This is a genomic window from Streptomyces sp. GSL17-111 (assembly GCF_037911585.1).
Taxonomy (GTDB): Bacteria; Actinomycetota; Actinomycetes; order Streptomycetales; family Streptomycetaceae; genus Streptomyces.
The window spans coordinates 3,961,351-3,986,990 of sequence record NZ_JBAJNS010000001.1 but is presented as its reverse complement, the minus strand read 5'-3'; the positions used below and the strand labels follow the sequence as shown (position 1 = coordinate 3,986,990).

Annotated in this window: 25 protein-coding genes and 3 pseudogenes; 16 read left to right on the top strand and 12 right to left on the bottom strand. The window is 71.7% G+C overall.

Annotation, left to right across the window (positions count from 1 at the left end; translation table 11 throughout):
- The first annotated feature begins 33 nt into the window (after positions 1-33).
- The 5 genes and pseudogenes from V6D49_RS17815 to V6D49_RS17795 form a co-directional block, all read left to right on the top strand.
- Positions 34-936: a 4'-phosphopantetheinyl transferase family protein gene (locus tag V6D49_RS17815; protein WP_340560977.1), complete on the top strand. Its 903-nt coding sequence runs from the start codon at positions 34-36 to the stop codon at positions 934-936.
- A 196-nt stretch (positions 937-1,132) separates the two neighbouring features.
- A complete protein-coding gene (locus V6D49_RS17810; protein WP_340560976.1) occupies positions 1,133-2,749 on the top strand; it encodes an acyl-CoA carboxylase subunit beta in 1,617 nt (538 codons plus the stop codon).
- A gap of 49 nt (positions 2,750-2,798) precedes the next feature.
- A complete protein-coding gene (locus V6D49_RS17805) occupies positions 2,799-3,080 on the top strand; it encodes an acyl-CoA carboxylase epsilon subunit (protein WP_340560974.1) in 282 nt (93 codons plus the stop codon).
- Between the two features lie 145 nt (positions 3,081-3,225).
- Positions 3,226-4,056 carry an AfsR/SARP family transcriptional regulator gene (locus tag V6D49_RS17800; RefSeq protein ID WP_340560972.1) on the top strand — a complete coding sequence of 277 codons (831 nt, stop codon included), beginning with the start codon at positions 3,226-3,228 and terminating at the stop codon, positions 4,054-4,056.
- A 22-nt stretch (positions 4,057-4,078) separates the two neighbouring features.
- Positions 4,079-4,204: pseudogene (locus V6D49_RS17795) on the top strand (transposase family protein); the annotation flags it as partial.
- Between the two features lie 353 nt (positions 4,205-4,557).
- Here V6D49_RS17795 and V6D49_RS17790 read toward each other — a convergent pair.
- From V6D49_RS17790 to V6D49_RS17780, 3 genes and pseudogenes are all read right to left on the bottom strand, one after another.
- A pseudogene (locus V6D49_RS17790) lies at positions 4,558-4,848 on the bottom strand (transposase); the annotation flags it as partial.
- Positions 4,849-4,940: 92 nt separating this feature from the next.
- The gene (locus V6D49_RS17785; protein ID WP_340560970.1) at positions 4,941-6,068 is read right to left on the bottom strand and encodes a hydrolase; all 1,128 of its coding nucleotides are present in this window, start codon (positions 6,066-6,068) and stop codon (positions 4,941-4,943) included.
- Positions 6,069-6,153: 85 nt separating this feature from the next.
- Positions 6,154-6,321: a hypothetical protein gene (locus V6D49_RS17780; RefSeq protein ID WP_340560969.1), complete on the bottom strand. Its 168-nt coding sequence runs from the start codon at positions 6,319-6,321 to the stop codon at positions 6,154-6,156.
- Between the two features lie 170 nt (positions 6,322-6,491).
- On the opposite strand from V6D49_RS17780, the gene V6D49_RS17775 reads away from it, so the two are divergent.
- From V6D49_RS17775 to V6D49_RS17760, 4 genes are all read left to right on the top strand, one after another.
- Positions 6,492-6,614, top strand: a complete 123-nt coding sequence (locus V6D49_RS17775; RefSeq protein WP_340560967.1) for a hypothetical protein — start codon at positions 6,492-6,494, stop codon at positions 6,612-6,614.
- Positions 6,615-6,730: 116 nt separating this feature from the next.
- Entirely contained in the window at positions 6,731-7,024 is a 294-nt protein-coding gene (locus tag V6D49_RS17770; protein WP_340560966.1) for a hypothetical protein, read from the top strand.
- A gap of 3 nt (positions 7,025-7,027) precedes the next feature.
- A complete protein-coding gene (locus tag V6D49_RS17765; RefSeq protein WP_340560964.1) occupies positions 7,028-7,987 on the top strand; it encodes an aromatase/cyclase in 960 nt (319 codons plus the stop codon).
- Complete coding sequence (locus V6D49_RS17760) at positions 7,984-8,901, top strand: NADP-dependent oxidoreductase (RefSeq protein WP_340560963.1); 918 nt, start codon at positions 7,984-7,986, stop codon at positions 8,899-8,901. The genes V6D49_RS17765 and V6D49_RS17760 overlap by 4 nt, the downstream gene beginning before the upstream one ends.
- Positions 8,902-9,009: 108 nt before the next feature.
- On the opposite strand, the gene V6D49_RS17755 is transcribed toward V6D49_RS17760, so the two are convergent.
- Positions 9,010-9,804 (bottom strand): class I SAM-dependent methyltransferase, encoded by a 795-nt coding sequence (locus V6D49_RS17755; protein ID WP_340560961.1) that lies wholly within the window; start codon positions 9,802-9,804, stop codon positions 9,010-9,012.
- A gap of 490 nt (positions 9,805-10,294) precedes the next feature.
- Here V6D49_RS17755 and V6D49_RS17750 point away from each other — a divergent pair, with 490 nt between their 5' ends.
- Positions 10,295-11,308 (top strand): EcsC family protein, encoded by a 1,014-nt coding sequence (locus V6D49_RS17750; RefSeq protein ID WP_340560959.1) that lies wholly within the window; start codon positions 10,295-10,297, stop codon positions 11,306-11,308.
- 114 nt (positions 11,309-11,422) lie between these two features.
- Here V6D49_RS17750 and V6D49_RS17745 read toward each other — a convergent pair whose 3' ends face one another.
- Together V6D49_RS17745 and V6D49_RS17740 are read right to left on the bottom strand one after the other, a co-directional pair.
- Positions 11,423-11,608: a DUF397 domain-containing protein gene (locus tag V6D49_RS17745; protein ID WP_340560957.1), complete on the bottom strand. Its 186-nt coding sequence runs from the start codon at positions 11,606-11,608 to the stop codon at positions 11,423-11,425.
- Between the two features lie 35 nt (positions 11,609-11,643).
- Positions 11,644-12,522 carry a helix-turn-helix domain-containing protein gene (locus V6D49_RS17740; RefSeq protein WP_340560955.1) on the bottom strand — a complete coding sequence of 293 codons (879 nt, stop codon included), beginning with the start codon at positions 12,520-12,522 and terminating at the stop codon, positions 11,644-11,646.
- Positions 12,523-13,518: 996 nt separating this feature from the next.
- Between V6D49_RS17740 and V6D49_RS17735 the strand changes: the two genes are divergently transcribed.
- Positions 13,519-14,022: an NUDIX hydrolase gene (locus V6D49_RS17735; protein WP_340560954.1), complete on the top strand. Its 504-nt coding sequence runs from the start codon at positions 13,519-13,521 to the stop codon at positions 14,020-14,022.
- Positions 14,023-14,061: 39 nt separating this feature from the next.
- On the opposite strand, the gene V6D49_RS17730 is transcribed toward V6D49_RS17735, so the two are convergent.
- Positions 14,062-15,228 carry a methyltransferase domain-containing protein gene (locus V6D49_RS17730; RefSeq protein ID WP_340560952.1) on the bottom strand — a complete coding sequence of 389 codons (1,167 nt, stop codon included), beginning with the start codon at positions 15,226-15,228 and terminating at the stop codon, positions 14,062-14,064.
- 237 nt (positions 15,229-15,465) lie between these two features.
- Positions 15,466-16,569 (bottom strand): methyltransferase domain-containing protein, encoded by a 1,104-nt coding sequence (locus V6D49_RS17725; RefSeq protein WP_340560950.1) that lies wholly within the window; start codon positions 16,567-16,569, stop codon positions 15,466-15,468.
- Between the two features lie 583 nt (positions 16,570-17,152).
- On the opposite strand from V6D49_RS17725, the pseudogene rfbA reads away from it, so the two are divergent.
- Positions 17,153-18,106 (top strand): annotated as a pseudogene (rfbA, locus tag V6D49_RS17720) (glucose-1-phosphate thymidylyltransferase RfbA).
- Positions 18,107-18,190: 84 nt separating this feature from the next.
- Here rfbA and V6D49_RS17715 read toward each other — a convergent pair.
- The 4 genes from V6D49_RS17715 to V6D49_RS17700 form a co-directional block, all read right to left on the bottom strand.
- Complete coding sequence (locus V6D49_RS17715) at positions 18,191-19,639, bottom strand: multicopper oxidase family protein (RefSeq protein WP_340560948.1); 1,449 nt, start codon at positions 19,637-19,639, stop codon at positions 18,191-18,193.
- Complete coding sequence (locus V6D49_RS17710) at positions 19,633-20,826, bottom strand: SDR family NAD(P)-dependent oxidoreductase (RefSeq protein ID WP_340560946.1); 1,194 nt, start codon at positions 20,824-20,826, stop codon at positions 19,633-19,635. The genes V6D49_RS17715 and V6D49_RS17710 overlap by 7 nt, the downstream gene beginning before the upstream one ends.
- Before the next feature lie 210 nt (positions 20,827-21,036).
- The gene (locus V6D49_RS17705) at positions 21,037-21,978 is read right to left on the bottom strand and encodes an aromatase/cyclase (RefSeq protein ID WP_340560944.1); all 942 of its coding nucleotides are present in this window, start codon (positions 21,976-21,978) and stop codon (positions 21,037-21,039) included.
- A gap of 26 nt (positions 21,979-22,004) precedes the next feature.
- Positions 22,005-22,355 carry an SDR family NAD(P)-dependent oxidoreductase gene (locus V6D49_RS17700; RefSeq protein WP_340560942.1) on the bottom strand — a complete coding sequence of 117 codons (351 nt, stop codon included), beginning with the start codon at positions 22,353-22,355 and terminating at the stop codon, positions 22,005-22,007.
- Positions 22,356-22,744: 389 nt separating this feature from the next.
- On the opposite strand from V6D49_RS17700, the gene V6D49_RS17695 reads away from it, so the two are divergent.
- From V6D49_RS17695 to V6D49_RS17680, 4 genes are all read left to right on the top strand, one after another.
- Positions 22,745-22,999, top strand: coding sequence for an acyl carrier protein (locus tag V6D49_RS17695; RefSeq protein ID WP_340560940.1), 255 nt, complete (start codon positions 22,745-22,747; stop codon positions 22,997-22,999).
- 67 nt (positions 23,000-23,066) lie between these two features.
- On the top strand, positions 23,067-24,002 hold the full coding sequence (locus V6D49_RS17690) for a pseudouridine-5'-phosphate glycosidase (RefSeq protein WP_340560939.1): 936 nt from the start codon (positions 23,067-23,069) through the stop codon (positions 24,000-24,002).
- Entirely contained in the window at positions 23,999-24,697 is a 699-nt protein-coding gene (locus V6D49_RS17685) for an HAD family hydrolase (protein ID WP_340560937.1), read from the top strand. Before V6D49_RS17690 ends, V6D49_RS17685 begins: the two co-directional genes overlap by 4 nt.
- Before the next feature lie 136 nt (positions 24,698-24,833).
- Positions 24,834-25,634, top strand: a complete 801-nt coding sequence (locus tag V6D49_RS17680; protein ID WP_340560935.1) for a cupin domain-containing protein — start codon at positions 24,834-24,836, stop codon at positions 25,632-25,634.
- Positions 25,635-25,640: the final 6 nt, after the last annotated feature.

The window sequence follows — 25,640 nt, the reverse complement described above, 5'->3', positions numbered from 1 at the left end:
GCGACAGCGACAGCTATATGAAGGAGACACGTCATGGCGGCACGCAGCGGCCTGGCAGGACCGCCCCCCGTTCGGGTGAGCGGACACGAGGAGGCGTGGGACGGCCTGGACACCGGCCTGCGCGACAGTGACTACGTCCTCGCCTACGGGTTCCTGGCCGACTGGGCACCACGGGACCTGGCCTGCCCGGAGCTGATCCGGCTGCTCGGTACCGAGGCCGAACGCTTCGAGCAGCTGAGCCACGACGAGTCCAAGCGCCGGTTCGCGGCCTCCCGCGTGCTGCTCAAGCGGGTCGCGGCGGCGGCGCTCGGCGCCCACCCGGGCCAGCTGGAGCTGGCCCGGAACCCCAACGGCCGCCCCTACATCCGCGGGTGCGGACAGCTGGAGATGTCACTGAGCCACACGGCCGAGGTGATGGTCGTCGGGCTGAGCAGACGTGGGGCGATCGGGGTGGACGTCGAGTCGGCGAAGCGTTCGGTGTACGGGCGCGGCCTGGAGGACGACGTCTGCACCCAGCACGAGCGGGACGCGCTGGAGTGGCTGCCCGAGGAGGACCGCAACGCCGCCGTGATCCGGCTGTGGACGCTGAAGGAGGCGTACAGCAAGGCGCTGGGGCACGGGCTGCGGCTGCCGTTCCACTCCTTCGGCTTCACCACGCCGCTCGCCGCGACCGGCGTGCCCCGGCTGCTGCGGGTGGACGGCTCCCCGGGGAACGACGCCGGGTGGCAGTTCGAGACGCACCCGCTGCCGGAGGGCTACACCGTCAGCGTGGCGGTGGAGCCGGCGCCCGCGGGCAGCCGTCCGCAGGCACACGCCGGGGCCCTCATCGACGGCCGGGTGACGTCCGCCGTGCTGGGCTGCTACCTCAAGGACGAGGCGAAGGCGAACGCCGCGGCGAAGGCCACCGCCGCGGAGGGTGCGCGGGGGCAGGGGTGAAGCCGACCCTGACGGAGGTGGCGGACGGTGTGTTCGCCTACCTCCAGCCGGACGGCGGCCGGTGTCTGAACGACGGGGCGCCGCCCCGGGCGCGTGGCTGGACGTCGAGTTGCCCTTCGCGGAAATGATCGCATTCCACGGTCGGTCACCCGTCTGTCATGCCTGAGATCTCTGTGCAGGCCGGAAAGGGGCATGCGTGAGCATCACCGAGGAGAATCCGGTACGGGAGGAATCGGCGCCCGTCGATGCGGCGCCGCCCTCCGACGGATCACGGGCCCGCGCGGCGGGACTCCGTGCGCTCCGCGAGCGCGTTCAGGCCGGGCCGGGCGAGCAGGCGACGGCCGCCCAGCACGCGAAGGGAAAACTCACCGCACGGGAACGGCTCGCCCTGCTGTTCGACCCCGGGACGTTCGTGGAGACCGAACCCTTCCGCCGGCACCGCGCCACCGGATTCGGGCTGGAGACGAAGAGGCCGCACACGGACGGGGTGCTCACCGGCTGGGGACGGGTGAACGGGCGCACGGTGTTCGCCTACGCCCACGACTTCCGCATCTTCGGCGGCGCGCTCGGCGAGGCCCACGCCCAGAAGATCCACAAGGTGATGGACCTGGCCGAGAAGGCCGGGGCCCCCGTCGTCGGGCTGTGCGACGGCGCCGGGGCGCGCATCCAGGAGGGCGTCACCGCGCTCGCCGGGTACGGCGGCATCTTCCAGCGCAACGTGCGCAACTCCGGGGTGATCCCGCAGATCAGCGTCATCATGGGGCCCTGCGCGGGCGGCGCGGCCTACTCACCGGCGCTGACCGACTTCGTCTTCATGGTCAAGGGCACCTCGCAGATGTTCATCACCGGGCCGGACGTCGTCCAGGCGGTGACGGGCGAGGAGATCACCCACGAGGCCCTGGGCGGTGCCGACGTGCACGCCACGACCTCGGGCGTCGCGGGGTTCACCTACGACAACGAGGAGTGCTGCCTGCGGGACGTGCGGCACCTGCTCGGGTACCTCCCCGCCAACAACCGCGAGCTGCCGCCCGCCGAGCCGACCTGCGACGCCGCCGACCGGCGTACGGAGGCGCTGCTGGACATCGTGCCCGCCGACCCGAACCGCTCCTACGACGTCACGCGGGTCATCGAGGAGATCGTGGACCACGGCGAGTACTTCGAGGTGCACGAGCGCTGGGCGCCGAACGTCGTGTGCGCGCTGGCCCGGATGGACGGGCGCGTCGTCGGGATCGTGGCCAACCAGCCCGCTCGGCTGGCCGGGGTGCTCGACATCGAGTCCTCGGAGAAGGCCGCGCGCTTCGTCCAGATGTGCGACTCCTTCAACATCCCGCTCGTCACGCTGGTCGACGTGCCCGGGTTCCTGCCGGGCGTCGGGCAGGAGCACGGCGGCGTCATCCGGCACGGGGCGAAGCTGCTGTACGCCTACTGCAACGCGACCGTGCCGCGCGTCCAGCTCATCCTGCGCAAGGCATACGGCGGCGCGTACATCGTGATGGACTCCCGCTCCATCGGCACCGACGTGTCGCTGGCCTGGCCGGTCAACGAGATCGCCGTGATGGGCGCGGAGGCCGCGGCGGGGGTGGTCTTCCGCCGGGAGATCGCCGCCTCACCCGACCCGGAGGCCACCCGCGCGGAGCGCATCAAGGAGTACCGCGACGAGCTGATGCACCCCTACTACGCCGCCGAACGCGGCCTGGTGGACGACGTCATCGACCCGGCCGAGACCCGCGCCGTCCTCATCCGCACGCTCGCCATGCTGCGGGACAAGCACGCCCCGCTGCCCAGCCGCAAACACGGCAACCAGCCGCAGTGAGCCCTGCCGGCCACGCGGCCGGGAGAGGACCGACCGGGGAGGAAGACCCATGGCCGACACACCCGGAACGACCGGATCCACCGCACCGGAGCCCGCGACCCGGCTGCTGGGCGCGGCGAGCTGGCGCATCACCCGGGGGTCGCCCACGGCCGAGGAGGTGGCCGCCCTGGCCGTGGTGCTGAGCGCCCGACTTCGCGAGCGGGACGCCCTCCACGGCGGCGCGACGCCCGGCCACGACGGCGTCCACTGGGGCTTCGTGAGCAGGCCGGACCATCCGGCCGCCCGCTCCTGGGTCCACCGGCCGCTGCCGGGCTGGCGCAGTGCAGCATGAGCCGGTTTGGCTCGATGTGACACTCTCGCCCGTCCGCGATGGGGGATAGCACCGCACACGCCTACCGTTTGGATGCCAACCTCTCGGAACTCGGAGCAGCACAACGCGGCATCGCATTCTTCACTCATGAAGAGGAGCATGTGCAGTGCGATTCAACCTCATCGGCCCCTTTGAAATCGTCAGCGACGACGGCAGAACCCATCTGCCGAGCACCCCCAAGGTCTGCCAGACCCTGGCTCTGTTGCTGACCCGGCCCAACGAAATCGTGACGTCGGACTGCCTCGTTCAGGAATTGTGGGGCGAACGGCCGCCGCGCAGTGCCATAACGACGCTCCAGACGTACATCTACCACGCCCGGCGGATGTTCGAGAGCGAGCAGCTGATCCCGTCGGAACGCGCCCTGCTGGTCACCCACGCCCCCGGCTACCTGATCGCGGTGAACGACGACGAGGTCGACATCCGCGTCTTCGAACGTCTGGTGTCGCGCGCCCAGACGGAGCTGAGCCAGGGCCAGCCGGCCGCCGCGGCGGGTCACCTGAACCGGGCGCTGGAGCTGTGGCGCGGCCCGGCGCTGTCCAACATCCCGGCGGGCGACATGCTGAGCGGCCACATCGTCCACCTGGAGGAGGTCCGCATCCGCGCGCTGGAGCTGCGGATCGAGGCCGACAACCAGCTCGGCAGACAGCGGGAGTCGATCCCGCAGCTGCGCAAGCTGGTGAACGACTACCCGCTCAACGAGTGGTTCCACGGCCAGCTCATCGCTGCCCTGGGCTGCTCGGGCCGGCGCGCGGAGGCGCTCCAGGCCTACCAGAACCTGCGCCGCATCCTGCACGACGAGCTCGGTCTGGAGCCCTCGCCCGAGTTGCAGCGGCTTCAGCTCCAGGTGCTCAACCCGCCGGCGTCGGGTTCCACGTCCCGGCCCCTGCCCCCCACCGAGCCGGTCCGCGACCAGCTGCGCGTCCCCACCTTCGCCTGAGCGCAGCGCCGCCGCCCCGACACGTCTCCGCCCCGCTGAACAGGCCCAGCGGGGCGGAGACGTGTCGGGAAAGAAGAAGCAGAACACGATGAAGGCCACCCTGCTCGCCAACAGTCCGGGCCGCACGCCGTGGACCGATGTCCTGCGGTGTGTCCGGGCCGGGTCGACCGAGACCCGCGAAACCAGCACCCAGGCCGGCCTGATGACGGACATCGCCCCCACCGGGCCGACCCGGGACACCGAGGCCTGAGCTGTTCTGGGTTGCGTAGCGGCCGGGTTGGCTGGTTTCAGGCGGCTGCCTGAGGGGGCAGGTTTCGGTTGTGGCGGACCTCGTACTCCTCCGGCGGGAGGTGGTCGAGGACGGAGTACCGTCGTTCGCTGCAGTACCAGCCGACCCACTTTACGAGGGCGTGTTCGACCTGAACCGCGTCTTGCCGGGGGCCTTGGTGCTCGATCAGTCCGGCGTTGAAGGTGCCGTTGAGGGCTTGCGGAGGTGGTTGATCACCGCGTCGGCCTCGTGCGGGGCTGGTCGAGCTCCTTGGCGAAGGACACCGAGGCGGCCTTGAGGATCTCGTTCGCCCGCCGCAGTTCGGCTGTCTCTTTGCGCAGTCGTGTCAGCTCTTCACATTCGGAGCTGGACAGCAGGTCAGGGCGGGTGCCCTGGTCGGCTTCGGCCTGACGGACCCATCCGCGCAGGGCTTCTTCGTGGATGCCCAGATCCTTCGCGACGTGCGCGATCGGGCGGCCTGAGGTCTGGACTTCGCGAACGGCTCGCTCACGCAGTTCGTCGCGGTACTTCCGTGGTGCAGCCGTCGGATGCGATGTCTCCCCTCTGCCGAGGCGGTGATGCCCGGCTTCAGGGCCACTACGAAACCCGGTTCAGCTCACACCGGCTCGGGGAAGCGCAGCAGCTGCGCCCCGTACGCGGCCCCCGGGCCGTCGAAGCGGAGGGCGACGTGGCTGGCCAGGCTGTGCACGTCGCGCCAGATCCGCTGGAGCGGGTGCGGCGCGAGCTGGGCGGTGCTGCCGGAGGAGCGGAACAGCCGCTCGACGACGTCGACGAGCTGCTCGACCGCCAGGGCGCACTCGGCCGGGTTGCGGGCCGCCTCCAGGGCGTCCGCCGTCGGCGCGTCGGCCACCGCCGCCGCCCGCGCCAGCAGCAGTCCGGCGGCGTCCACGGCCGTGGCCGCGCGGGCGGCGGCCCGTCGGCTCTCCTCGTCGGCCTCGGGGCCGACGGCGTCGACGATGCGCTGGTCGGACCAGATCCGCAGCGCCGACCGGGCCGCGCCGAGGGCCGGGGCGGCGAACAGCAGCCCGCTCAGCAGCCGCAGGGGCGCGGTGTGGCAGCGGGCGGCCGACGCGACGGCCCTGCCCGCCAGCATCTCGGCGCGCGGGAAGGCCCGGTGGCGCGGCACGAAGACGTTGTCCGTGACGAGCGTGTTGCTGCCCGTCCCCCGCAGCCCGACCGACGTCCAGGTGTCCGCCACCCGGTAGTCCTCGCGCGGCAGGGCGAAGAACCACGAGGAGTGCCCGTCCCCGTCGGGCATCAGCGCGCAGACCAGGGCCCAGTCGGAGAAGTCGACGGCGCCGGTGAAGTCCCACTCCCCCGTGACCCGCCAGCCGTCGCTCATCTCCGTGGCGCTGCCGTGCGGCATCAGCGCGCCCGCGACGACGGTGTCCGGGCCGCGCGCCCACAGCTCCCGCTGGCCCTGTTCCGGCAGGTAGGCGCCCATCCGGGCGGCTCCGGCGACGACGGAGGCGCACCAGGCGGCGGCGGTGCAGCCCTCACCGAGCGCGGCCACGGCCGCCAGCAGTTCCCGGCAGGTCCCGGCGCCGCCGCCGCGCCGCGCGGGCACGAAGTGGCGGGCGAACCCGGCGCGGACGACGGCGTCGGCGACGCGCGGGTCCAGGAGCCGGTCGGCGTCCGCGTCGGCGGCGTGGCGGGCCGCGACGACGGCGGCTTCCCGTGCCCCCGCCAGCAGGTCGGTCCTCGTGCGTGGCTGGCCTGGCATGCGCCCCACTTCCTCGCGCGGTCGGACAACGGCGGCGTCGTCCTCCACGGTGCGCGGAGCAGGTCCAGGGCGGGTGGAACGCCGCTCAAGCCCCCGCGGACGCGGGCCGGTCGACGGCCGGGACCGGCCCGTCGCCGTCCCCGGCGTCCTCGGCGGGTGGGCGGCGCGGCATCAGGAGGGCGGGCACGAACATGGCGAGGACGAGGACGAGGAACCACCAGAACGTGTCACCGTACGCGGCCGGGCTCTCCAACCCGGCCGGCCCGCGCGCGGAGCCGCTCAGGTGGGCGGACAGCCACGGCGGTTGCGTGCTGCCCGACTGGCGGGCCGAGCCCGAGCGGCGCCGGCAACTGGAGCGACGCCGAGATCATCACCGACGCGGGCATCGGCCTCGACCTCCAGGCGGAGGAGGTCGACAGCGGCGTGCTGAACCGGCTCCTCGACGACGAGGCCCTGCGCAGGACGGCGGGCGCACCGGCCGCCGCACTCGCCGCCCAGCCAGGGCCGGACTCCGTCGTTCCGCACCTCGCCGAGCTCGTCGGCTGAACCCAAGACGGGTTCGAGCGGGCCTGGACGGCAGGCCGTGACGGTGAGCCGTTCAGGCCGAGGGACCGCGCGGGGAGGTGCGGACCCACGCGGCGGGGCGAGGAAGGGAACTCGACGTGGGCAACGGCAGAGCGAGACGGTCGCGGACGGCGGGACTGGCGGCGGGCGTCGCCCTGCTGACGGCGCTCACCGCGCTGCCCGCCCAGGCCGGGCAGGCCACCCGGGCCGGGGAGGACCTGCGGACGGCCGCCGGCACCGGCGTCCGGGTCACCGACCTGGTAACGCTGCCCGGCGGCAGCACCAGCCACTCCCACGACGTCGACGACCGCGGCGTCGCCGTCGGCCATGTGCCCACCGAGGACGTCAGCCGGCGGGCGGACCGCCGGCACCCGTCCGTCACGAGGGGCTGAGGTATGGCAACGGCGAAAGCCGTCAACGTGGAGCACCGTGCGCGGGTCCGGGCGGACGCGGAGTCGGTCTTCCGGCTTCTGGTCGACCTCGACAACTGGCCGCGCGTCTTCCCCCCGTTCGTCCACCTGGAGAGCCTGGGGACGGACGCGCGGGGCCGGGAACGCGTCGGCATGTGGTCGACGTCCGGCGAGCGGGTCGAGCACTGGGTCGCGCTGCGCACCGTGGACGCGGCGGGCCTGCGCGTCGGCTTCGTCCCGGAACGGATCGAGGCCCCCATGACGTCGATGAGCCGCGACTGGGTGGTCGAACCCGACGGGGACGCGGCGTGCGTCGTCCGGCTGGAACAGGCGTTCACCGTGTCGCCCGGACACACGGACGCCCTCGCCCCGCTGCGGCGGACCGTGGCGGAGCTCGCCCCGGCGGAGCTCTCGGCGGTGCAGACCGCCGCCGAACTGGAGGCCGCCTTCCCCGAGCTGCTCGTCGTCGTGGAGGACGAGGTCGTCATCCCCGGCGGCTCGGCCCCGGACGTCTATGCGTTCCTCTTCGACGCCGCCCGCTGGCCGCAGCGGCTCGACCACGTCGAGCGGGCCACGGTCCGGGAGGAGAACGGGCCGGCGCACCTGCTGGAGCTCGTCACCCGCGAGCCGCGCGGCGGGACCATGACCACGAAAGCCACCCGCGTCGGCCTCGGCCCTCATAAGATCGCGTACAAGCACCTGCTGCTGCCCCCGCTCGGCAGTTCCCACCACGTCCAGTGGCGCATCGCGGAGACCCCCGGCGGCACGACGGTGGCCTCGCGGCAGACGGTGGTCCTCGACGAGTCCGGGGTGGCGGCGGTCCTGGGCGACGGGACGGGGCTGGCGGAGGCCCGTGCGTTCGTGCGGAGCGAACTGAGCACGCAGGTCCTGCGCGTCCTGGACCAGGCCCGAGACCACTTCGACCCCGTGGAGAGTTCCCGATGATGCGAGCGGCGGCCCTGTCCGCGTTCGGCCCGCCCGACGTCCTGCGGGAGGCGTCCCTCGACGTCCCGCACGCGTCCGGCGGCCAGGTGCGGGTCCGCGTCCGCGCCGCCGGGGTGATGCCCTTCGACGTCCGGGTGCGCGGCGGGTGGACGCCCCCGTTCATCAGGCCGGAGTTCCCGATGGTCCTCGGCAACGAGTTCGCGGGCGTCGTCGACGAGGTCGGCGAGGACGTCACCGGCTTCGCCGCCGGTGACGAGGTGCTCGGCTACACCGTCCTCGGCGGCTACGCCGAGTACCTGACCGTGCCCGCCGACCAGATCGTCCGCAAGCCGGCCGCGATGCCCTGGGAGGTCGCGGCCGGCTTCCCCGGCAACGGCCAGGGCGCCCACATGGCCCTGTCCACCGTCGGCGTGCACAAGGGCGACACCGTCCTCATCAACGCGGCGGCGGGCGGTCTCGGCACCTTCTCCACCCAACTCGCCCTCGCCTGGGGCGCGTCGCGGGTCATCGGCACGGCGAGCGAACGCAACCACGACCACCTGCGCGCGCTGGGCGCCCTCCCCGTCATCTACGGGGACGGACTCGTCGACCGGGTGCGGGAACTGGCCCCGGGCGGCGTCGACGCCGCCCTCGACGCGGCCGGACCCGACGCGCTGCGTGCCTCCGTCGAACTCGTCAAGGACCGCGACCGCGTCGTCACGATGGTCGCCATGGAGGAGGCCGAGAGACTCGGACTGCGTGACGTGGAGGGCGCCCGCTCCGCCGAACGGCTCGCCGAACTCGTCGCCCTGTACGAGCAGGGCAAGGTGACCGTCCACATCCGCGAGGCGTACCCCCTGGCCCGCGCCGCCGACGCCCACCGCGACGTCGAAACCGGCCACGGCCGCGGCAAAGCCGTCCTCGTCATGGACTGACCGCGCCCTCCGGCACGGTCCGGTGGGGGACGGCGGCAACGTTGAAGCCGTCGAGGTCAGGTGGCGAGTCGGTGCACGGACGTTTTGTCACGAAGCGATTCCGGCTGCTCAGCCAACCCGGCCGACGAGCGCCACGACCTCGACATGTTCGGTGAACAGTTCACCCGGGGGCAGCGCTTCCCGGACACGCTCCGCGAACGCGGACCGCTCCCCGCCGCCCGGTAGCTGATGTGCCGGCACCGCCGAGTAGAGCCCACCGATGAGCTGCTCGAAGGTCAGCTCATCGGTGTAGGCGACCGAGGTGGTGCGCACGTCGGTGAAGCCGGCGTCCTCGAGGGCCAGGGCGTACCGCAGCCGGTCCTCCTCAGCGGTGCCGCACGACGCGCTCAACCGGGTGTCGAAGTGACGTTCCAAACAACGGCGCAGAGCCTGGGACCACTCCGTGTCCTGCAGCCACAGCGGCGTCCCGTTCGACACCACGGCGACGCCACCTCCAGCACGACAGAGCGGCAACAACTCGGAGAACAGGGCCTCGTGCCTCATCCAATGGAGAGCTTGGCCCACCACCGTCATCGCGAGCAGCGGCCGTCGCTCCAGCAGTGCGCCCAGGGCGGGGACGTCCGTGTCCGCGCCCAGGACCCAGGTCGCGTTGGTGACTCCCTGTCCGGCGGCGGACGCGCGAGCGAGGCGCAGCATGTCGGGCTCGGGGTCCATGCCGATGACCGACCGGACCCGGGAGGCCAGTGGAACGGCAAGCTGCCCTGTGCCGCATCCGAGGTCAAGGGCGGTGTCGTCCGGCGTGAGCGCGAAGAACTCCTGCAAGATGTCGAGGACTTCCTCCGGGTAGCCCCGCCTGAACTTCGCGTAGTAGTCCGCCACGTCACCGCTGAAACCCAACGTCATACCTGCACTGTGCCGGAGTCGGCAGGAAAGCACAGCGCGAAGCCCGGCGTATCGCTGAGGGCAGAAGCCCGACGATCGGCCCCGGCGCGCACTGGGGCGACGCGGCGTCCAGCAGCGGATTGCGGTACGCACCCCGCACTCGTTCACCGCATCGGAGAAGGCCGGGCAGGCGACGGCCCGCTGGGCCCCGCTCAGCCTGGACTGCCACTACCACCTGTACGAACTCGGGCCCACATACGGTCAGGTACAGGCATGGCGGGCCGAGGTCGATGTGCTCGCCCGAGAATTCTCCCACCGATCAAGTCAATGACCGTTGGTCACCTCACCACTTCTGATACTTGTCTGAGTGGGCACGGACGCCGGGCCCGTGGCGGTGTCCCCGACACCGCGGGGAGAGGCGCAGGTGAGCACCACCACTCATAACGAGACCCGCCCCGGCGGACGCCGGACGGGTGGTGCAGGCAAGATCCAGTCGAGATGGAGAACGTCAATGAGCACGTGCGCCGACCCTTTGGCCGACGGTGTGATCCCGATGACCGCGTACGAGCAGCAAGTGTGGGACGCGCTCAACGAGCACTGGCAGCGTCGCAAGGAACGCCGTGGCCTGCCGAACTGGGCCAGCTCCGCACTCGACCGTAGCGGTGAGGTGGCGGGAAACGCCCTGCGTCGAGCCAAGGAAGCCGTACCGGAGGCGGTCGCGGAACCGATGCGTCGCGCAGGCGACCTGGTCTCCGACACGGCCATGCGACCGGCGCTTGCCGGCGCGGCGGCACTACTCGAGTTGGTCAACGACTGGGCCTTGGATCTCAACGACCCGAAGAACGTCGAGAAGCTCGCCCGCAAGCGCGGCCTCGAAGTGGACTGTTTCACCGAGTTGCGGCAGCAGGACCTTCAGGTCTGTGACCGGCTGCTGACCCGCAACACCCTCAAGTGGCGGACCACCGGAGCGTTCGAAGGAGGCGCCATGGGCCTGCTGGCCCTGGTCCCCGTCGCCGGGATACCCGCTGCGATGACGGCGGACATCCTCGTCATCCAGGTTCTGAGCACGTCGATAGCGGCGCGCGTCGCGTACTCCTACGGCTACGACGCCAAGGACCCCAAGGAACAGGACTTCATCGAACGCCTGGTGCAGCGATCCTTCATGGCTCAGGCGGCCAAAGCCAAACCGTTGCGGGACGTCGCTCGGGCAGCGGACGCGGTCAAGGGACGCGTGAACTGGTCGCAGAAGCTCCGCCAGGATCACCGTCTCCTGGCCGCTCTTGAGAAGTTGATGCAGCAACTGGGCCCGGCCGGCGCCAGGGTGCCTGTCAAAAACGTCGCCAAGGTCGTCCCGTTCGTGGGCATCCTCGTCGGTGCCGGCATGAACTCCGCGGTTCTCGGCCGGGTGGCCGCCGACGCTCAGCGGTACTGCCAGACCCGGTTCCTGTGCGAGAAGTACGGGTTGCCGCTGCCTGCGGCACTGGCGGTCGACGGGCCCGACGCCCCGCAGACCAGCAGCACGTGAGGTAAGGCCATCCGCCCATGCCCCCAGCGGACTGCCGAGGAGTCGCGGCGACACCGCAGACGGCCCTCCTGGCCTGTGGCTCAGGAGGGCCGCGTTGCTGCCTACGCCATGAGGTCAGACACTGTGCACGGCCGCGAACGCCGCGAAGGCCGCGAACGCGTCCTGCGGGACCACGAACGCGGGCCGGGACAGGTCCTTGCTGTCTCGGACACCAACGGTGGCGCCGAGGTGGGCGACCTCGATGCAGTTGCCGCCACCCTGGTCACTGTACGACGACTTGAACCAGGAGCTAGGGGACACAGAAGCCTGGTGCGGAAGGGGGATCGAGTGAGTATTCATCTCCACAGTTTCTCTTCGAGGTTCTTCAGAAACTGCGGCGTCTGGGAGGGCCCGGGCGCCGCCTTCACCATGGCATCGAACTGCCTCTGGTACTGCCCGACGTCAGAGGGCTTCGACCACAGCGTGGTCGCTCTGTAGCTGTCGCTTTGCACGACAGGGTCCAACTCAACGAAGTCCAAGATCGTGAAGCTGAATCCTGCGCGGTACATGTCGGACAGGTTCTCTGGAATGATCTGCACCTCCACGTTGTCCCGCTGACAGAGGCGGATGATCTCCCCGTACTGAGTACGCATCACCTCAGGACTTCCGTAGGCGGTACGCAGGGCTGACTCCGTCAGGATGATGTGGACCTCGCGGTCACCGTCGAGGAGTTCCTTGCGCTCCAGGCGTGCCCTCACACTGCTTTCCACCGCATCGGTCGTGCGCTCCTCGACAATCTTGGCTGAGCCCATCAGCGCCCGTGCGTACGCCTCGTGCTGGAGAAGGCCGTGCACGACGTTGTTCTCGTAGCCCCGGACGCGGACCGATTCCCGTTCCAGCCCCAGGTATCGCGGCAACCCTGACGGCAGGACATGGCGGTACGAGGTGACCGGCTCGCTCTTCAGCGAATCCCGCTGCATCTGGAGCAGCTGGTCGCGGTCTGCGTCATGTATCACGCCATAGTGATCCATCAGAGCTTCGAGGTCCGCCAGCTTCGGGAGCGGGATCTCACCGGCCTCTACTCGGCTCAGCTTGGAGCGAGAGAAGCCCAGAGCGAGGGAGACGGCCTCGGCCGTGTACCCGCCGTCTCTCTCGCGGCTCTTCTGCTCGCGGAGCGCGCGGAGCTCCTTGCCCAACATGACCCGCAGGTACGTCGGTCCTCTACGTGCGGCCACCTGTCTCCTTGATTCGGTTCGCTGTCCGCCCGGTTGGGGCCCCTGCCTGGCGGACGGGGCATGACGTCGCCCAGTCGGAGAGTGCAGTCCGGAGTCTTGCACGCACAGCCCTCACGGCAACACCCCATGCACGTTAATTGGCAATTGCCAATTCATGCTCTTTCGTGTGTTCGATTGAACGTTAACCATGGCGTGCATCAACGTGGTCGCATCAGAGCCGATGGCGACAGCCCGTACCCACAAAACCCGCCTGCAGCGGGGGTACTGCCGTGGGCCCCCGTCACCTGAGCCGTGGAGGAAATCCCTGTGACGCTCGCACGACCTCACCTCCCGCGAGAGTTGGGCACGCCTGTACCGCACACCCAGCACGTGGACCACGTCGCAGTGTCCTTCGCCCCACACCCCGAGAGAGCCGGACAGATGCGCGAGGTGGTCGGGGCGCACCTTCGCCTCTGGGACTGCGCGGGACTCGTCGCCGTCGCACAGCTCGTGACCAGCGAGTTGGTCACCAACGCCGTCCTTCACGGCAGCGGGCGAAGCGTGCACTCAGGCTCGCCCGCAACGATGCCGAACTGTGCATCGAAGTGGACGACGGTTCGCCCGGGCGTCCGCGAGTCAAGAACCCGGGACCCGATGACGAGAGCGGGCGCGGCATGTTGCTGGTCGACGCCCTGGGCCACCGGTGGGGCACCAGCGAGGACGGCACGAGCACCTGGTGCGTGTTGCTCCTCCCGGCGGTGGACCGGTGAACGAGGCGGACTCCGGCTTGGTGCTCGGGGTGGCCCTACTCGCCTCACTGGTCGGGAGCGGCGTCCGCTGTCTGAGACCTCCGCCCCCGGCGAGGCCGATGGAGCGACTGTGCGCGGGCGAAACCGAGCGGTTCGCCGACCTGTGCCGCGACGTAGCGGTGGCGCACCCCTGGCAATCCCCGATGCAAGGGAGGAGCCGGGATGCGCGCTCAGTACAGGGGTCGGAAGCGGCCGATACCGTGTGAACATGCCTGACGATCACCTCCATGTGGCCGTGGACCGCGGTGTCGAGATCCCGGTTCCCGCAGTCGGCGAGGTCTGGGCGGTGGGGGCGGTCGTCCTCAATCCGGCGGGCCAAGCCTTCGCCCAGAAGCGCAGCACTGACCAGCGACTCTTCCCCGACTGCTGGGACATCGTCGGGGGGCACGTCGAGCCCGGCGAACATCTGCTGGACACGCTCGCCCGCGAGGTGGCGGAGGAGACCGGCTGGCGCCTGCTCAGCGTCCGACGGCTGCTCGGCATCAGCACCTGGACCGGCGACGACGGGAACGGGACCCGGCACGAGGCCGACTACCTCGTCACCGTCGACGGCGATCTGGACCGCCCCGCCCTGGAGTGGTCCAAGCACAGCACCTACGACTGGTTCGGACCCGACGACCTACCTCGCCTCAAGGAGAACCGGGCCCCCGGCGAACACCTCATCCATGACCTCATCGCCAAGGCCCTGCACGATCGTCCGGGCGCCGCCTGAGAACGTGTCGCGTCCGGCTTCGGACAGTGAGGTCGGATGTCACGCCTCGGACGGCGAAAACTGTGCCGTGCCCCGGGGGGAAGCAGCGACCGCGTAGGGCGACTCCGGTTCGTCCAGCCAGACGGCCTGGCCGTCGGCGGTGACGGTGAGACCGAAGCGGTCCCGGGAGGGGCGGCCGGCCGAGGCCCACCGCTGGTGTGCTGCCTCGATCTCGTCCCACAGCCGCCGGGGGCCGCCCTGTTCCACGCAGAAGGTCTCGTGGCCGGGCACGTAGTCCACCGAGGCCCAGGACCGGGCGTCGTCGGTGAGCAGCCACAGGGTGGACTCGTCGCTGCCGTCGTCGGCTTCCACGAGCAGCGGCCAGATGCCTCCCGACAGGCCGACGGAGACGGCGAACCGCTGGTCGAGGTCCCCGTACAGCGTCTCGGGGTTGATGCCGGTGGTGGTCTCGGACGCCTTCGGCGCGTCGAGGTGGTCGGAGAGGAAGCCCCGCCCGGGACGTTGCTGGCGTGCCCACATGAAAGCCGGGCGGCCGGTGAAGCGACCGTGCGCGACACCGTCGGCGACGTCGAGCACGGCGAAGCTCGCGGAGAAGAAGCCGTTGCCCCACGGCGTGACGATCCGTCCGGCCGGGGTCTGCTCGATCCAGGCGTACGGCACGGACTGCACCGAGCAGGTGCAGATCAACCGGTCGAACGGAGCGTGCTGGAGGATCCCGGCGAGGCCGTCGCCGCAGACGATGGTGGGACGGCGTCCGGCCGCCGCGAGGTTGGCGCGAGCGCGTTCGGCGAGCGTGGGGTCGGTCTCGATCGTGACGACGCTGTCGTCGCCCAGCCGGTGAGCGAGCCAGGCCGCGTTGTAGCCCGTGCCGGTGCCGATCTCAGCGACGCGGTGTCCCTCGGAGACCTCCAGCAGCTTCAGCATGTCCAGCATGAGCGAAGGCATCGACGTGGAGGAGGTGGGGATCTGCGGCCCGTCCTCGTGCGTGTCGGCGCCGTCGTTGAGTTGGGTGGTCAGAGCGAGGTCGCCGTAGACGTAGCGGGCCCACGTCGCGGGGGTGTCGGACCGGTCGACGACCCGATCGCCCTGGCGGAAGGTGTCCGGTACGAACAGGGCACGGTCGATCGCGGACACAGCGGCCGTCCACTGCGGGGTGAGGGCCTTGAGGTTGGTGAGGATCTCCACCAGCCGCTGCGGATCGCTCACGCGGTCACTTCTTCTTCGGGGGCCACTGGCCGTCGGACTCCTGGGGCGACTGCTTCTTGTCGCCCTCCTCGCCGCCCTTGCCGTCACCGTGCCTGCCCATGGGGGACCTCCCGTCCTCCGTACCGACCGAAGGGGCTATGCCCGAATCCGTCCTACCTTACGCACCGTCACCGGTAGTCGGCCGAGAAGCGCGGGCAGTCGGGAGCCGGGGTCGGAGGAACGATGCGGAGCTCCACCTCAGGGGACCGGTCGCTCGGGGGTGTCGAGCCAGACCTGGGGGGCGCCGTCCGGACCGACGGTGAGGCCGAAGCGGTCGCGTGGGGGGCGGCCCAGGCGTTCCCACTCCCGGTAGGCGGCCTCCACCTCGTCCCACAGGCGGCGCGGCCCGTACTGGTCGGTCTCGAACTCCTCGGTGCGGGGGACGTACTCGGCGGTGGCCCACGACGTGCCGTCGTCGGCGAACAGCCACAGTGTGGCCTCCCCGGTGTCGTCCTCCGCGTCGCACCACCGGTACCAGGCGTCCGTGACGTGCAGCGACACGAAGAACGCGGGATCGGTCTGCAGCACGTTCTGCGGGGGGACGCGGGTGCTGCTCTGGACGCCGGTCTCGCCGTGGTAGTAGTCCCGGATGTGACCTGCTCCGGCGCGCCGGACGCGGTCCCACATGAAGCCCGGGTCACCGGTGAGGCTGCCCTGTGCGATGCCGTCGCGCACGTCGAGGGTGGCGAAGGAGCCGTGGAAGAAGCTGCTGCCCCACGGGGCGATGATCCGCCCGCTCGGGCACTGCTCCACCAGGTGCCCGAAGTCGCGCAGGGTGCAGGTGGCGATGACCCGGTCGTAGGGGGCGCCCGGTGCGTGGCCCGCCAGGCCGTCACCGACGACGACGGTCGGCCGGTAGCCGGCGGCGGCCAGGTTGGCGCGGGCCCGCGCGGCGACCTCCCGGTCGTACTCCACCGTGGTGACCCGGTCCTCACCGAGACGGTGGCACAGCCAGGCCGCGTTGTAGCCGGTGCCCGTCCCGATCTCCAGCACGCGGTCGCCGTCCCGCACGTCGAGCAGGTCGAGCATCTCCAGCATGAGGGACGGCATGGAGGACGAGGACGTCGGCCGTTCGAACGCCCCGGCGCCGAGGTCCAGCCCGTCGTTGACCTGGGTGATGACCGGGGCGTCGCTGTAGACGACCGACCGCCACGTCTCCGGGTCGGCCTCGGCGTCGAACGTGCCGAACCGCGCGGGGATGAACAGCGCCCGGTCCACCGCGGCGACGGCGTTGCGCCACGCGGGAGGCACGGCACCGGCCCTCTCCAGGGTGCGGACGAGGTCGTGCCGTGCCGTCGTCAACGCGGACTCATTTCGGTGGCTCGTACGGCTTCGTGGGGCCCGGAGGCTTCTCCCGGTGGCCGTCGCCTCCTGCGGTGTCCGGTTTCCCGGAATGGTCCCCGCCCTTTTTACCCATCCCGCGCCTCCCGTGCTCGGTGGGGGTCGTTGGTAGACATCCCCGCAGACAGAACATTCCATACCCGGACATGACAGTTCGACCGGGATACGCCGCTGCTCGGCGGTTCTCATGGCTTGGTGCGGCCCCTCTCCCGGGGTGGCGGAGGGTGCTCGGGACTGCGCATGACCCACCTCCCGCACCCGTCACTCAGACGTCATCAGCCGCGCACGGGTTCGAGGAAGTACAGCCTGTTGCCCAGGTTGTCGGACGCGCGCCAACGTGCGTACCGGAGGGAATCAGCCGTTCATGGCATATCCGAGCGCTTCCTGAGCCATGTCTTCTCCCCCGCGAGAAATCTTGACATCAAGATAGTGAGGGCTCAGCGGCTATCGCAAGGGCGGAGCCTTGAGAGATCCTCCACCGGGGCGGCGGAGGTTGGGCGGGAGAGCGGTATGGCCTGCCCAGATCCGAATCATGGAGGACCCGGTGAAGGGAATCATCCTGGCCGGGGGCAACGGGACGCGGCTTCACCCGATCACGCGAGGTGTCTCGAAGCAGCTGCTCCCTGTGTACGACAAGCCGATGATCTACTACCCGATGTCCGTGCTCATGCTGGCAGGCGTCCGGGACATCCTGATCATCTCGACCCCCGACGACCTGACCCAGTTCCAGCGGCTGCTGGGCGACGGCAGCGCGCTCGGGCTGCGCGTCGACTACGCCGAGCAGGCCGAACCCCGGGGGCTGGCGGAGGCGTTCGTCATCGGGGCCGACCACATCGGGGACGACTCCGTGGCCCTCGTCCTCGGTGACAACATCTTCCACCGCACCGGCTTCGCCCAGGTGCTGCGCCGGCACCTGCCGCAACCGACGGCTGCCTGCTGTTCGGCTATCCCGTGAAGGACCCCGAGCGCTACGGCGTCGGGGAGGCGGACGCGGACGGTCGGCTCCTGTCCATCGAGGAGAAGCCCGCCCGGCCCCGGTCCAACCGGGTCATCACGGGGCTGTACTTCCACGACAACGACGCCGTGGACATCGCGCGGGGGCTCCAACCCTCCGCGCGGGCCGAGTTGGAGATCACGGACGTCAACCGGCACTACCTGGAGCGCGGGAAGGGCGTCGCTGGTGGATCTGGGTCGGGGCTTCGCGTGGCTGGACACCGGCACGCACGACAGCCTGCTCGACGCCTCGCACTACATCCAGACCCTGGAGAGCCGGCCGGGGCTGCGCGTGGCGTGTGTGGAGGAGGTGGCGGTGCGGATGGGGTTCATCACGCCCGAGGAGTGCCACCGGCTCGGTGCCGCGCTCGGCAAGTCCGGCTACGGCCGGTACGTGATGGACGTCGCCGCGTCCCTGCGCGGCCGGACGGTGGTGGCGGGGGCCGAGGACGCCCTGACCGGGTCCGCGCCGCGTCCCCTGCCCGCCCTGGCGCAGCAGTCCTGACGCGCCGCCGTACGACGACGTGGGCCGCCCGGCCGCGGAGGCCGGGCGGCCCACGTCGTTCCGCCCTCCCGGGCCGTGGGACGGTCAGCGGGCGCGGACGTCGATGCGGCCCATCTGGCCGCCGGAGGAGTGCCCGAGCTGGTGGCAGTGGAACAGGTACTCGCCCGCGTACTCGCCCCAGGTCATCGCGATCTTGACCTCCTCACCCGGGCCGAGCGTGACGGTGTCCTTGAGGCCGACGTCGGTCGGGCCCGCCGGGCCGCCGTTGCGCTCCAGCACCCGGAACATCACCAGGTGGGTGTGGAAGCTGTGCCAGACGTGGAAGTCGGGCGGTGCGACGGCGCTCTCGATGTTACGGATCGTCCAGACCTCGCTGCTGCCGACGGTCGTCACCACGTCCGCGCGGTTCGGGTCGTAGGTGAGGCCGTTGATCGTCATCTCGGGGAACGTCTGGAGGACGAACTCGCGCTCGACCGTGCCGTTCGGCACGGGCGGCAACTCGGAGAGGCGGTCCGGGACGCGGCTGCGGTCGTGGGCGTCGCGGACGACGTCGAAGCGCAGCACCTCGGGACGTTCGGTGGGCAGCGCGCCGGTGTTCTCCAGGACGACGGAGGAGCCGACCGGGTAGCGGGAGAAGTCCACGACGACGTCGATGCGTTCGCCGCCGAGCATGGTCAGCTCGGTCTGCTGGACGGGTTCGGCCAGCAGGCCGCCGTCCGAGCCGATCTGGGTGAACTCCGAGCCGTCGGCCAGGCGCAGCCGGAAGTAGCGGTTGGCGCAGGCGTTGTAGAGGCGCAGCCGGTACTTGCGGGCGGCCACCTGGAAGTACGGCCGTTCCTTGCCGTTGACGAGCATGTTCGGGCAGTCGGAGGGGCGGGTGTGCTTGAGCGTCCCGTCCGCCTCGACCCGGGCGTCCCGGATGACCAGCGGGACGTCGTAGCGTCCGCGCGGCAGCGGCAGCCGGCGCTCCTCGCGGTCGGTGAGGAGGTACTGGCCGTGCAGCCCCTTGAAGACGTTCTCGGCCTCCAGGTGGTGCGCGTGGTCGTGGTACCAGAGGGAGGAGGCGCGCTGGGTGTTCGGGTAGCGGTAGAGGCGGCTGCCGCCCGGCTCGATGGTGTCCATGGGCAGCCCGTCGTGCTCGGAGAGCACGTGCCCGCCGTGCAGGTGCACGGCGGTGGGGACGTCCAGGTCGTTGGTCTGCCGGATGACGACCTCGCGTCCGCTGCGCGCCCGGATCGTCGGGCCGGGGAAGGTGCCCTCGTAGGTGCGCACGCGTGAGGTGAGGCCCTTGACGATCTCGACGTCCGCCTCGCGCATGTGCATGCGGTAGTGGTCGGCCGCGTACGTGCGGTGGACCGGGCGCAGCACCCGGGGCACGGGCATGGCGTGGGCGAAGGGCCCGGCGGGGGCCGGGTCGGCCAGGGCCGCCGGGCCGACGGCCGGGTTGCCGAGGGCCGCGACGCGGTCCCACGGGAACAGGGCGGCGGCGCCTCCGGCGGCGGCGAACTTCAGCAGGTTTCTGCGGTTCAGCATCTCTCTTCCCGCTCTTTCGGGGTTCGGTCGGCTCGGCCCGCGGCCCGCGGCCCGCCGACGCAGGCGGCCAGCAGCAGGTTCGAGGCGAGGCAGTAACGCAGGACGGTGGCCGCTTCGCTCCAGGCGGCGGCCGCGAGGGCGGCGAGCACCACGAAGGCCAGCCGGTCGGCCAGATCGGAACCACCGGCCGTCCGGCGCGTCCGCCCGCCGACGCGCCGGGCGGACGCGCCGGCGGCCGTCAGCGCCAGCAGGTACAGCGCCACGGCCGCCAGGCCGAGGTAGGCGCCCACGCCGCCCTGGCCGCCGGCGGTCTGGCCGTGGGCCCCGCCGCCGTGCCACCACATGTGGTCACCGGTCTGGTCGCGCGTCACGGTGTATCCGTACGCCACGAGGGCCACCAGGGCCGCCTGGACGAAGGCGAACACGCCGAGTGCACCCGGACGCACGCACGTCAGCCACCCGGGCCCGCCCTCCCCCGGCCGCCGCCGGGGCGGACGGGAGGGGGACGGCGTCGGGTGCGGGACCCGTGTCGGCGCCGTGGTGGTGCTCACCGGTCGTGGTCCGTGGTGCGGGCCAGGGCGTCCCAGCGTTCCCGCTCCGCGAGCCGCTCGCGCAGCAGGCACGGGGCGAGGTCGGCGGCGCTCGTCCCGAGCAGGAGGCGCAGCGGCGGCTCGTCGGCGTCGACGAGCTTGAGCAGCGCCTCGCCCGCCTTGCGGCGGGTCGCCGGGCTGGAGGTGGGCGTAGGCGCCGGACATGCCGTGCCGACGTGCGGCCAGCACCTCGTCGTACTCCGGCATCGGGGTGGCCCGCACCATGGAGCCCGCGCTCCAGTCGGTGCGGAACTCCCCGGGCTCCACCAGCGTCACGCGGATGCCGAAGCCGGCGACCTCCTGGGCGAGGGCCTCGCTGAGCCCTTCCAGCGCCCACTTGCTCGCGCAGTACAGGCCGAGGTTGGGGCAGGTGGCGATGCCCGCGATGCTGGACATATGGAGGATGTGGCCGCCGCCCTGCCGCCGCATCACCGGCAGCACGGCCTCGGTGACCCACAGCGCGCCGAAGAGGTTGACGTCCAGCTGGTCGCGGGCCTGCTGCTCACCGAGCTCCTCGACGCCGCCGGAGAGGCCGTAGCCCGGGGTGTTGAGCAACGCGTCCACGCCGCCGGTGCGTTCGGCCGCCTCGGCGACCACCGTCCGGGCCGCCTCCCGATCGGTGACTCGGTGACGTCGAGCGCGAACAGCACGACGCGGTCGCCGAAGCGCTCGACCAGCTCCGCCGGGCCCGCGGTGTCCCGGGCCGTCGCCACGACGACGTCGCCGCCCTCCAGCACGACCTCGGTGACGGCGCGGCCGAGTCCGCGCGAGGCGCCGGTCACCAGCCGGGTGCGCCGCCGGGGGAGGTCACGGGCGGGCCTTCTCGGCGTACTCCCTGGCGTAGCCGAGGGTGGTGCGGCTGTTGGTGCCCAGGGCGTTGCGGAGGAACTCCGAGGCGTCGCGCACGTCCGCGTCGGCGCCGAGGATGGCCGGGATGTTGCCCGCGTTGAGGACCACCGTGTGCTGCGAGGTGGCGGTGGTGACGCCGTCGGCGTCCTCCACGAGGTGCCAGTAGCCGGTGTGCAGCGTCATGAGTGCGGGCAGCGTCGTCTGCTTGTAGGCGATGCGGTGGTGCGGGAAGCAGACGCGCACCGACTCGGTGGTGTGGGAGGAGCCGTCCTTGGTGACGGTGTCCATGCGCAGGATCTGGAGGCCGGGGGTCTCCTCGCGCAGGTCGACCCGGGCGACGTGCGGCAGCCGCTGCTTCCAGTGCTGGGCCTCGTTGATGAAGTCGTAGACGTCCTTCGCGGAGCCGTTGATCGTCACGGAGTCCTCGAAGGAGAGCGTCAGCTCGGCGGAACCGGTGGCGAGTTCGACGTTGGCCTTGAGCGCGTCCAGCTCGGAGCGGCTGTTGCGGTCCACGGCCCGGTCGATCCAGGCGAGCTTCTCCGGGTCGTCGTCCACGGCCCGGTAGTCGTGCAGCAGCCGCACGCGGCAGCGTCCGGCGTCCAGGGCCTCGACGACCCAGGTGCCGCCCATCCGCGCAACCGGGGCGGCGGGCACCTCCTGGCGGAAGGTGATGCGCAGGGCCTGCGGGTCCAGGGTGCGGCGCGACGTCCAGTTCTTCGCCTCGCCGTTGGCGGTGGCCCAGATGCGGATGCGCTCCTCCCGCTCGCCCTTCTCGACGTGGTCCACGTGGACCGTCGGCGGGAAGATGCGCGGCCAGTTCTCCACCTCGGCGATGAGCCGGTACACCTCGGCCGCCGGGGCGTCGATCGTTATGTCGTGCTCGACCTCTCGCACGGTCATCAAGCGCTCCTAGAGGAGAAGGGGGATCAGAAGTTGCCCGGCCCGCCGCAGACGTTGAGCGCCTGCGCGGTGATGGACGCGGCGGTGTCGGTGACGAGGTGGCCGACGAGGCCCGCCACCTCCTCGGGGGTGGAGCAGCGGCCGACGGCGGCCCGGACGAACCGGCGGACGTCCTCGGGCACGGTCACGTCGCAGGACGTGCCGTCGACCTCCAGGCCCTCGTCGCGCAGTCCCTTGACGGAGGCGGCCACGGCGTCCGCGCCGCGGGCGCAGAGGAACACCCGGTGCCCGGCCCCGGCCAGCAGCCGGGTCACGGCCGGACCGATCCCGCTGGTCGCGCCGGCGACCAGGGCGACCCGCTGTTCGTGCTCCGCCATGAGCTCTCCTCCCGGGGGCGGTCGATGGCCGGTTCGTGCCGCGCCGCGAGGCGTGCTCCCGGCGCACTCCGCGCCAGCAACGTCACAGACGGCTCTGGAACAGGGCTTGAACCGATCTGGTGTCCGAACCGAGCGCCGCGCCCCTCTGCGTTCGGGCGCGATCGGCCTTCGACGGTGCGTCGAGCGTCTCGCCGCACGGTCGAGAACGGCTACGTCCGACATGAGGGGCGATCATGATCAATCTGTTCCGCCTCAGGTGGGAGCGGAGGAACTCGCCGCAGTCGCCGAGGTGTTCGACGTCAGGTGGCTCGGCCACGGACCTCGGGCGACGGCGTTCGAGGCGGCGTTCGCCGAGCACCCCGGTGTCGACGCCGACCACCGTGCCCGAGATGTCCCTCCACGACCTGACCACCCTGCTGCGCGAGTGCGCGGGCGAGGACGAGCGCGTCAACCTCGAGGGCGACGTGCTCGACACCCCGTTCGCCGACCTCGGCTACGACTCCCTGGCCGTGCTCCGGACCACCGGCCGGATCGAGCGTGACGTCGCGCTGACGCTGGACGAGGACGCCGTCGCCGAGGCGGAGACGCCGCGCGAGTACCTGGCGGCCGTCAACCATCAGCTGACCGACCGCAGCAACGCCTGACCGGCCGCCGGACGCGAAGGCGTGCCCGCAACCCGACCAACCCCTGACGCAGGAGAGGAGTGGCCAGGTGCATGCCCTGGTCGAGATCCACGAGGAGGTGCACGAGGCGCTCCTGGAGCGGCGACCGATCGTCGCCCTGGAGTCGGCGACGCTCGCCCACGGGCCGCCGTTCCCCGGCCCGGTCGAGACGGCCGCCGCCGTCGAGAAGGCGGTCCGGGAGGCGGGCGCGATCCCCGCGACCGTGGGCATCGCCGACGGGCGCTTCGTCATCGGCATGGACGGCGTCGACATCGAGCGCTTCGCCACCGCACCGGCCGACCGCGTCGCCAAGGTCAGCAGCCGGGGGATCGGGGCCGCCATCGCCTCCGGGGGGCTCGGCGCGACGACCGTCGCCGCCGCGCTCGTCGGTGCCGAGCTGGCCGGCATCCCGGTGTTCGCCACCGCCGGGGTCGGCGGGGTGCACCGGGGGGCGGGCGGGACGTACGACGTCTCGGCCGATCTCACGCAGTTCACCCGCAGCAAGGTCGCCGTCGTGTGCGCCGGGGCCAAGAGCGTCCTGTGCGTGCGGCCGACGCTGGAGTACCTGGAGACCCTCGGCGTGCCCGTCATCGGCTACCGCTGCGCGGACTTCCCGGCCTTCTACTGCCGGTCGAGTGGCCTGCGCAACCCTCAGCGCATGGATGATCTGGCCGACATAGCCCGCGCCCTGCGCACCCACTGGGACCTGGGCCTGCCCGGCGGAGCCCTCGTGACCACCCCGGTCGACGAGGCGCACGCGCTGGACCGCGACGAGGTGGCGAGCGTGCTGCGCCGCGCGCTGGCCGACGCCGACCGGGCCGGGATCACCGGCCCCGGGATCACCCCGTACCTGCTGACGGCGGTCTCCCGGGCCACCGGCGGCGCCGGTGACGAGGCCCACCGCGCCGTCCTCGTGAGCACCGCCCGCACCGCCGGGGACCTGGCCGTCGCCCTCTCCCGCCCGCCGACGAGGAGCCAGCCGTGACCGCTACGGAACGCGCGGTCCGGGCCGCCCTGTTCGACCTCGACGGAACGCTCGCCGACACCCCGTGCGCGATCGGCCGACTACTGGTCCGCGTCTGCACGGAGCACGGCCGACGGCTCACCCCGGAGCAGGCCCGGTCGACCATCGGCACCCCGCTGGAGGCCGCCTTCGCCGAGCTGCTCGCCCTGCCCGCCACCGACCCCGAGATCTGCCGGGCCGTGCGCCGCTACCGAGCCCTCTTCGAGGAGGACGTCCTTGACTCGGGCCGCTGGCTCGTGCACGCCGGGGTGCGGGAAGGGCTGGAGCGGCTCCACGAGGCGGGCCTGCCGCTGGCCGTCGCCACGTCCAAGATCGCCGGGAGTGCGCACGCGCTCCTGGACGCCATGGAGATCTCCGCGCACTTCCCCGTCGTCATCGGCCACGACATGGTCAGCCGGGGCAAGCCGGACCCGGAGATGGGGCTCGCGGCGGCGACGGCACTGGGCGTCCCGGCCGACCGGTGCGCCTACGTCGGCGACACCACGGTCGACCTGCGCATGGCGCGGGCCGCGGGGATGCTGCCCGTCGGCGTGACCTACGGCATCGGCGGGCGCGCGGAGTTGACCGCGCTCGCGGCGCCGGTGGGCGGGGCCGTGCACGACACCTTCGAGGACGTCGTCGACACCCTCCTGCTCGCGGAGCGGGCGGCGGCATGAGCGGCCCGAGACGCGAGGCGTCACCACCGCGCACCGCCGACCGCGCCGACCCTCGCGCGGCCCCGTCGAGACCACCGCGCCCGCCGGAACCCTCCCGGCCCGGCCTCCGGCACCCGAAGAACGAGAGGACCTCGCCATGACGCCCACCAGTACCGCAACGGCACGGGGTGCCGTGATCTCCGCGAGCGCGCTGGAGTTCCAGCCGCGTGAGGGCTGCGCCGTCGCCACGGCGGTCGGCCCGCACCTGGGCGCGCGGATCGTCCGCCTGGACGTCGTGCGCATACCGCCGGGCGGTGCCTGGCGGCCGAAGGAGTCGGTCGCCGAGGAGAACGTCGTCGTCGTCTTCGCCGGCTCCGGCACCGCCGCATCCGGAGCGGCGGAGCAGCGCGTCGAGCGGGCCGACACCGTCTACGCACCGACCGGGGACGCCTACGGGCTGACGGCCGAGGACGCGGGTCTGACCGCCTACGTGTGGCACACCACCCTGCGCGCGGACCGCTCCCCCGGCACCGCGCCGCGCCGCTTCTCCCGGCTGTGGAACGAGGAGACGCAGCTGAAGGGCTTCACCGGCGTCGGGAACGACGAGGCGTCCGACAGGACCGCCACGATGAACTTCCTCTTCTGGCCCGGCACGGGCTCGCCCCAACTGTGCCTGCACTGCGGCTTCATGCAGCCCGGCGAGTACTTCAACGTGCACGTCCACCCGGAGAGCGAGGAGGCCTTCTTCGCCTTCGAGGGCGAGGGGCAGCTCCACCTGGACGGCGCGTGGTACGACGCCCGGCCCGGCGACGTGCTGTACGCGCCGCCCGGCGTGCCGCACGGCACCCGGCACCCCGTCGACGATCCCTCGGCCCCGCGCTTCGCCACCTGCGGCGGCCCCACTCCCTTCGACCCGGTCCTCTACGAGCGTGCCGGTGTATCGACAAAGGTTCGGTGATTGACA

What these genes read in the sequence shown, in the direction of transcription:
- V6D49_RS17815 (WP_340560977.1), top strand. Translation starts at nt 34, where the DNA reads ATGGCGGCACGCAGCGGCCTGGCAGGACCGCCCCCCGTTCGGGTGAGC.
- V6D49_RS17760 (WP_340560963.1), top strand. Translation starts at nt 7,984, where the DNA reads ATGATGCGAGCGGCGGCCCTGTCCGCGTTCGGCCCGCCCGACGTCCTG.
- V6D49_RS17785 (WP_340560970.1), bottom strand. Translation starts at nt 6,068, where the DNA reads ATGCCAGGCCAGCCACGCACGAGGACCGACCTGCTGGCGGGGGCACGG.
- V6D49_RS17750 (WP_340560959.1), top strand. Translation starts at nt 10,295, where the DNA reads ATGAGCACGTGCGCCGACCCTTTGGCCGACGGTGTGATCCCGATGACC.
- V6D49_RS17765 (WP_340560964.1), top strand. Translation starts at nt 7,028, where the DNA reads ATGGCAACGGCGAAAGCCGTCAACGTGGAGCACCGTGCGCGGGTCCGG.
- V6D49_RS17700 (WP_340560942.1), bottom strand. Translation starts at nt 22,355, where the DNA reads ATGGCGGAGCACGAACAGCGGGTCGCCCTGGTCGCCGGCGCGACCAGC.
- V6D49_RS17705 (WP_340560944.1), bottom strand. Translation starts at nt 21,978, where the DNA reads ATGACCGTGCGAGAGGTCGAGCACGACATAACGATCGACGCCCCGGCG.
- V6D49_RS17695 (WP_340560940.1), top strand. Translation starts at nt 22,745, where the DNA reads ATGTCCCTCCACGACCTGACCACCCTGCTGCGCGAGTGCGCGGGCGAG.
- V6D49_RS17715 (WP_340560948.1), bottom strand. Translation starts at nt 19,639, where the DNA reads ATGCTGAACCGCAGAAACCTGCTGAAGTTCGCCGCCGCCGGAGGCGCC.
- V6D49_RS17805 (WP_340560974.1), top strand. Translation starts at nt 2,799, where the DNA reads ATGGCCGACACACCCGGAACGACCGGATCCACCGCACCGGAGCCCGCG.
- V6D49_RS17755 (WP_340560961.1), bottom strand. Translation starts at nt 9,804, where the DNA reads ATGACGTTGGGTTTCAGCGGTGACGTGGCGGACTACTACGCGAAGTTC.
- V6D49_RS17680 (WP_340560935.1), top strand. Translation starts at nt 24,834, where the DNA reads ATGACGCCCACCAGTACCGCAACGGCACGGGGTGCCGTGATCTCCGCG.
- V6D49_RS17735 (WP_340560954.1), top strand. Translation starts at nt 13,519, where the DNA reads ATGCCTGACGATCACCTCCATGTGGCCGTGGACCGCGGTGTCGAGATC.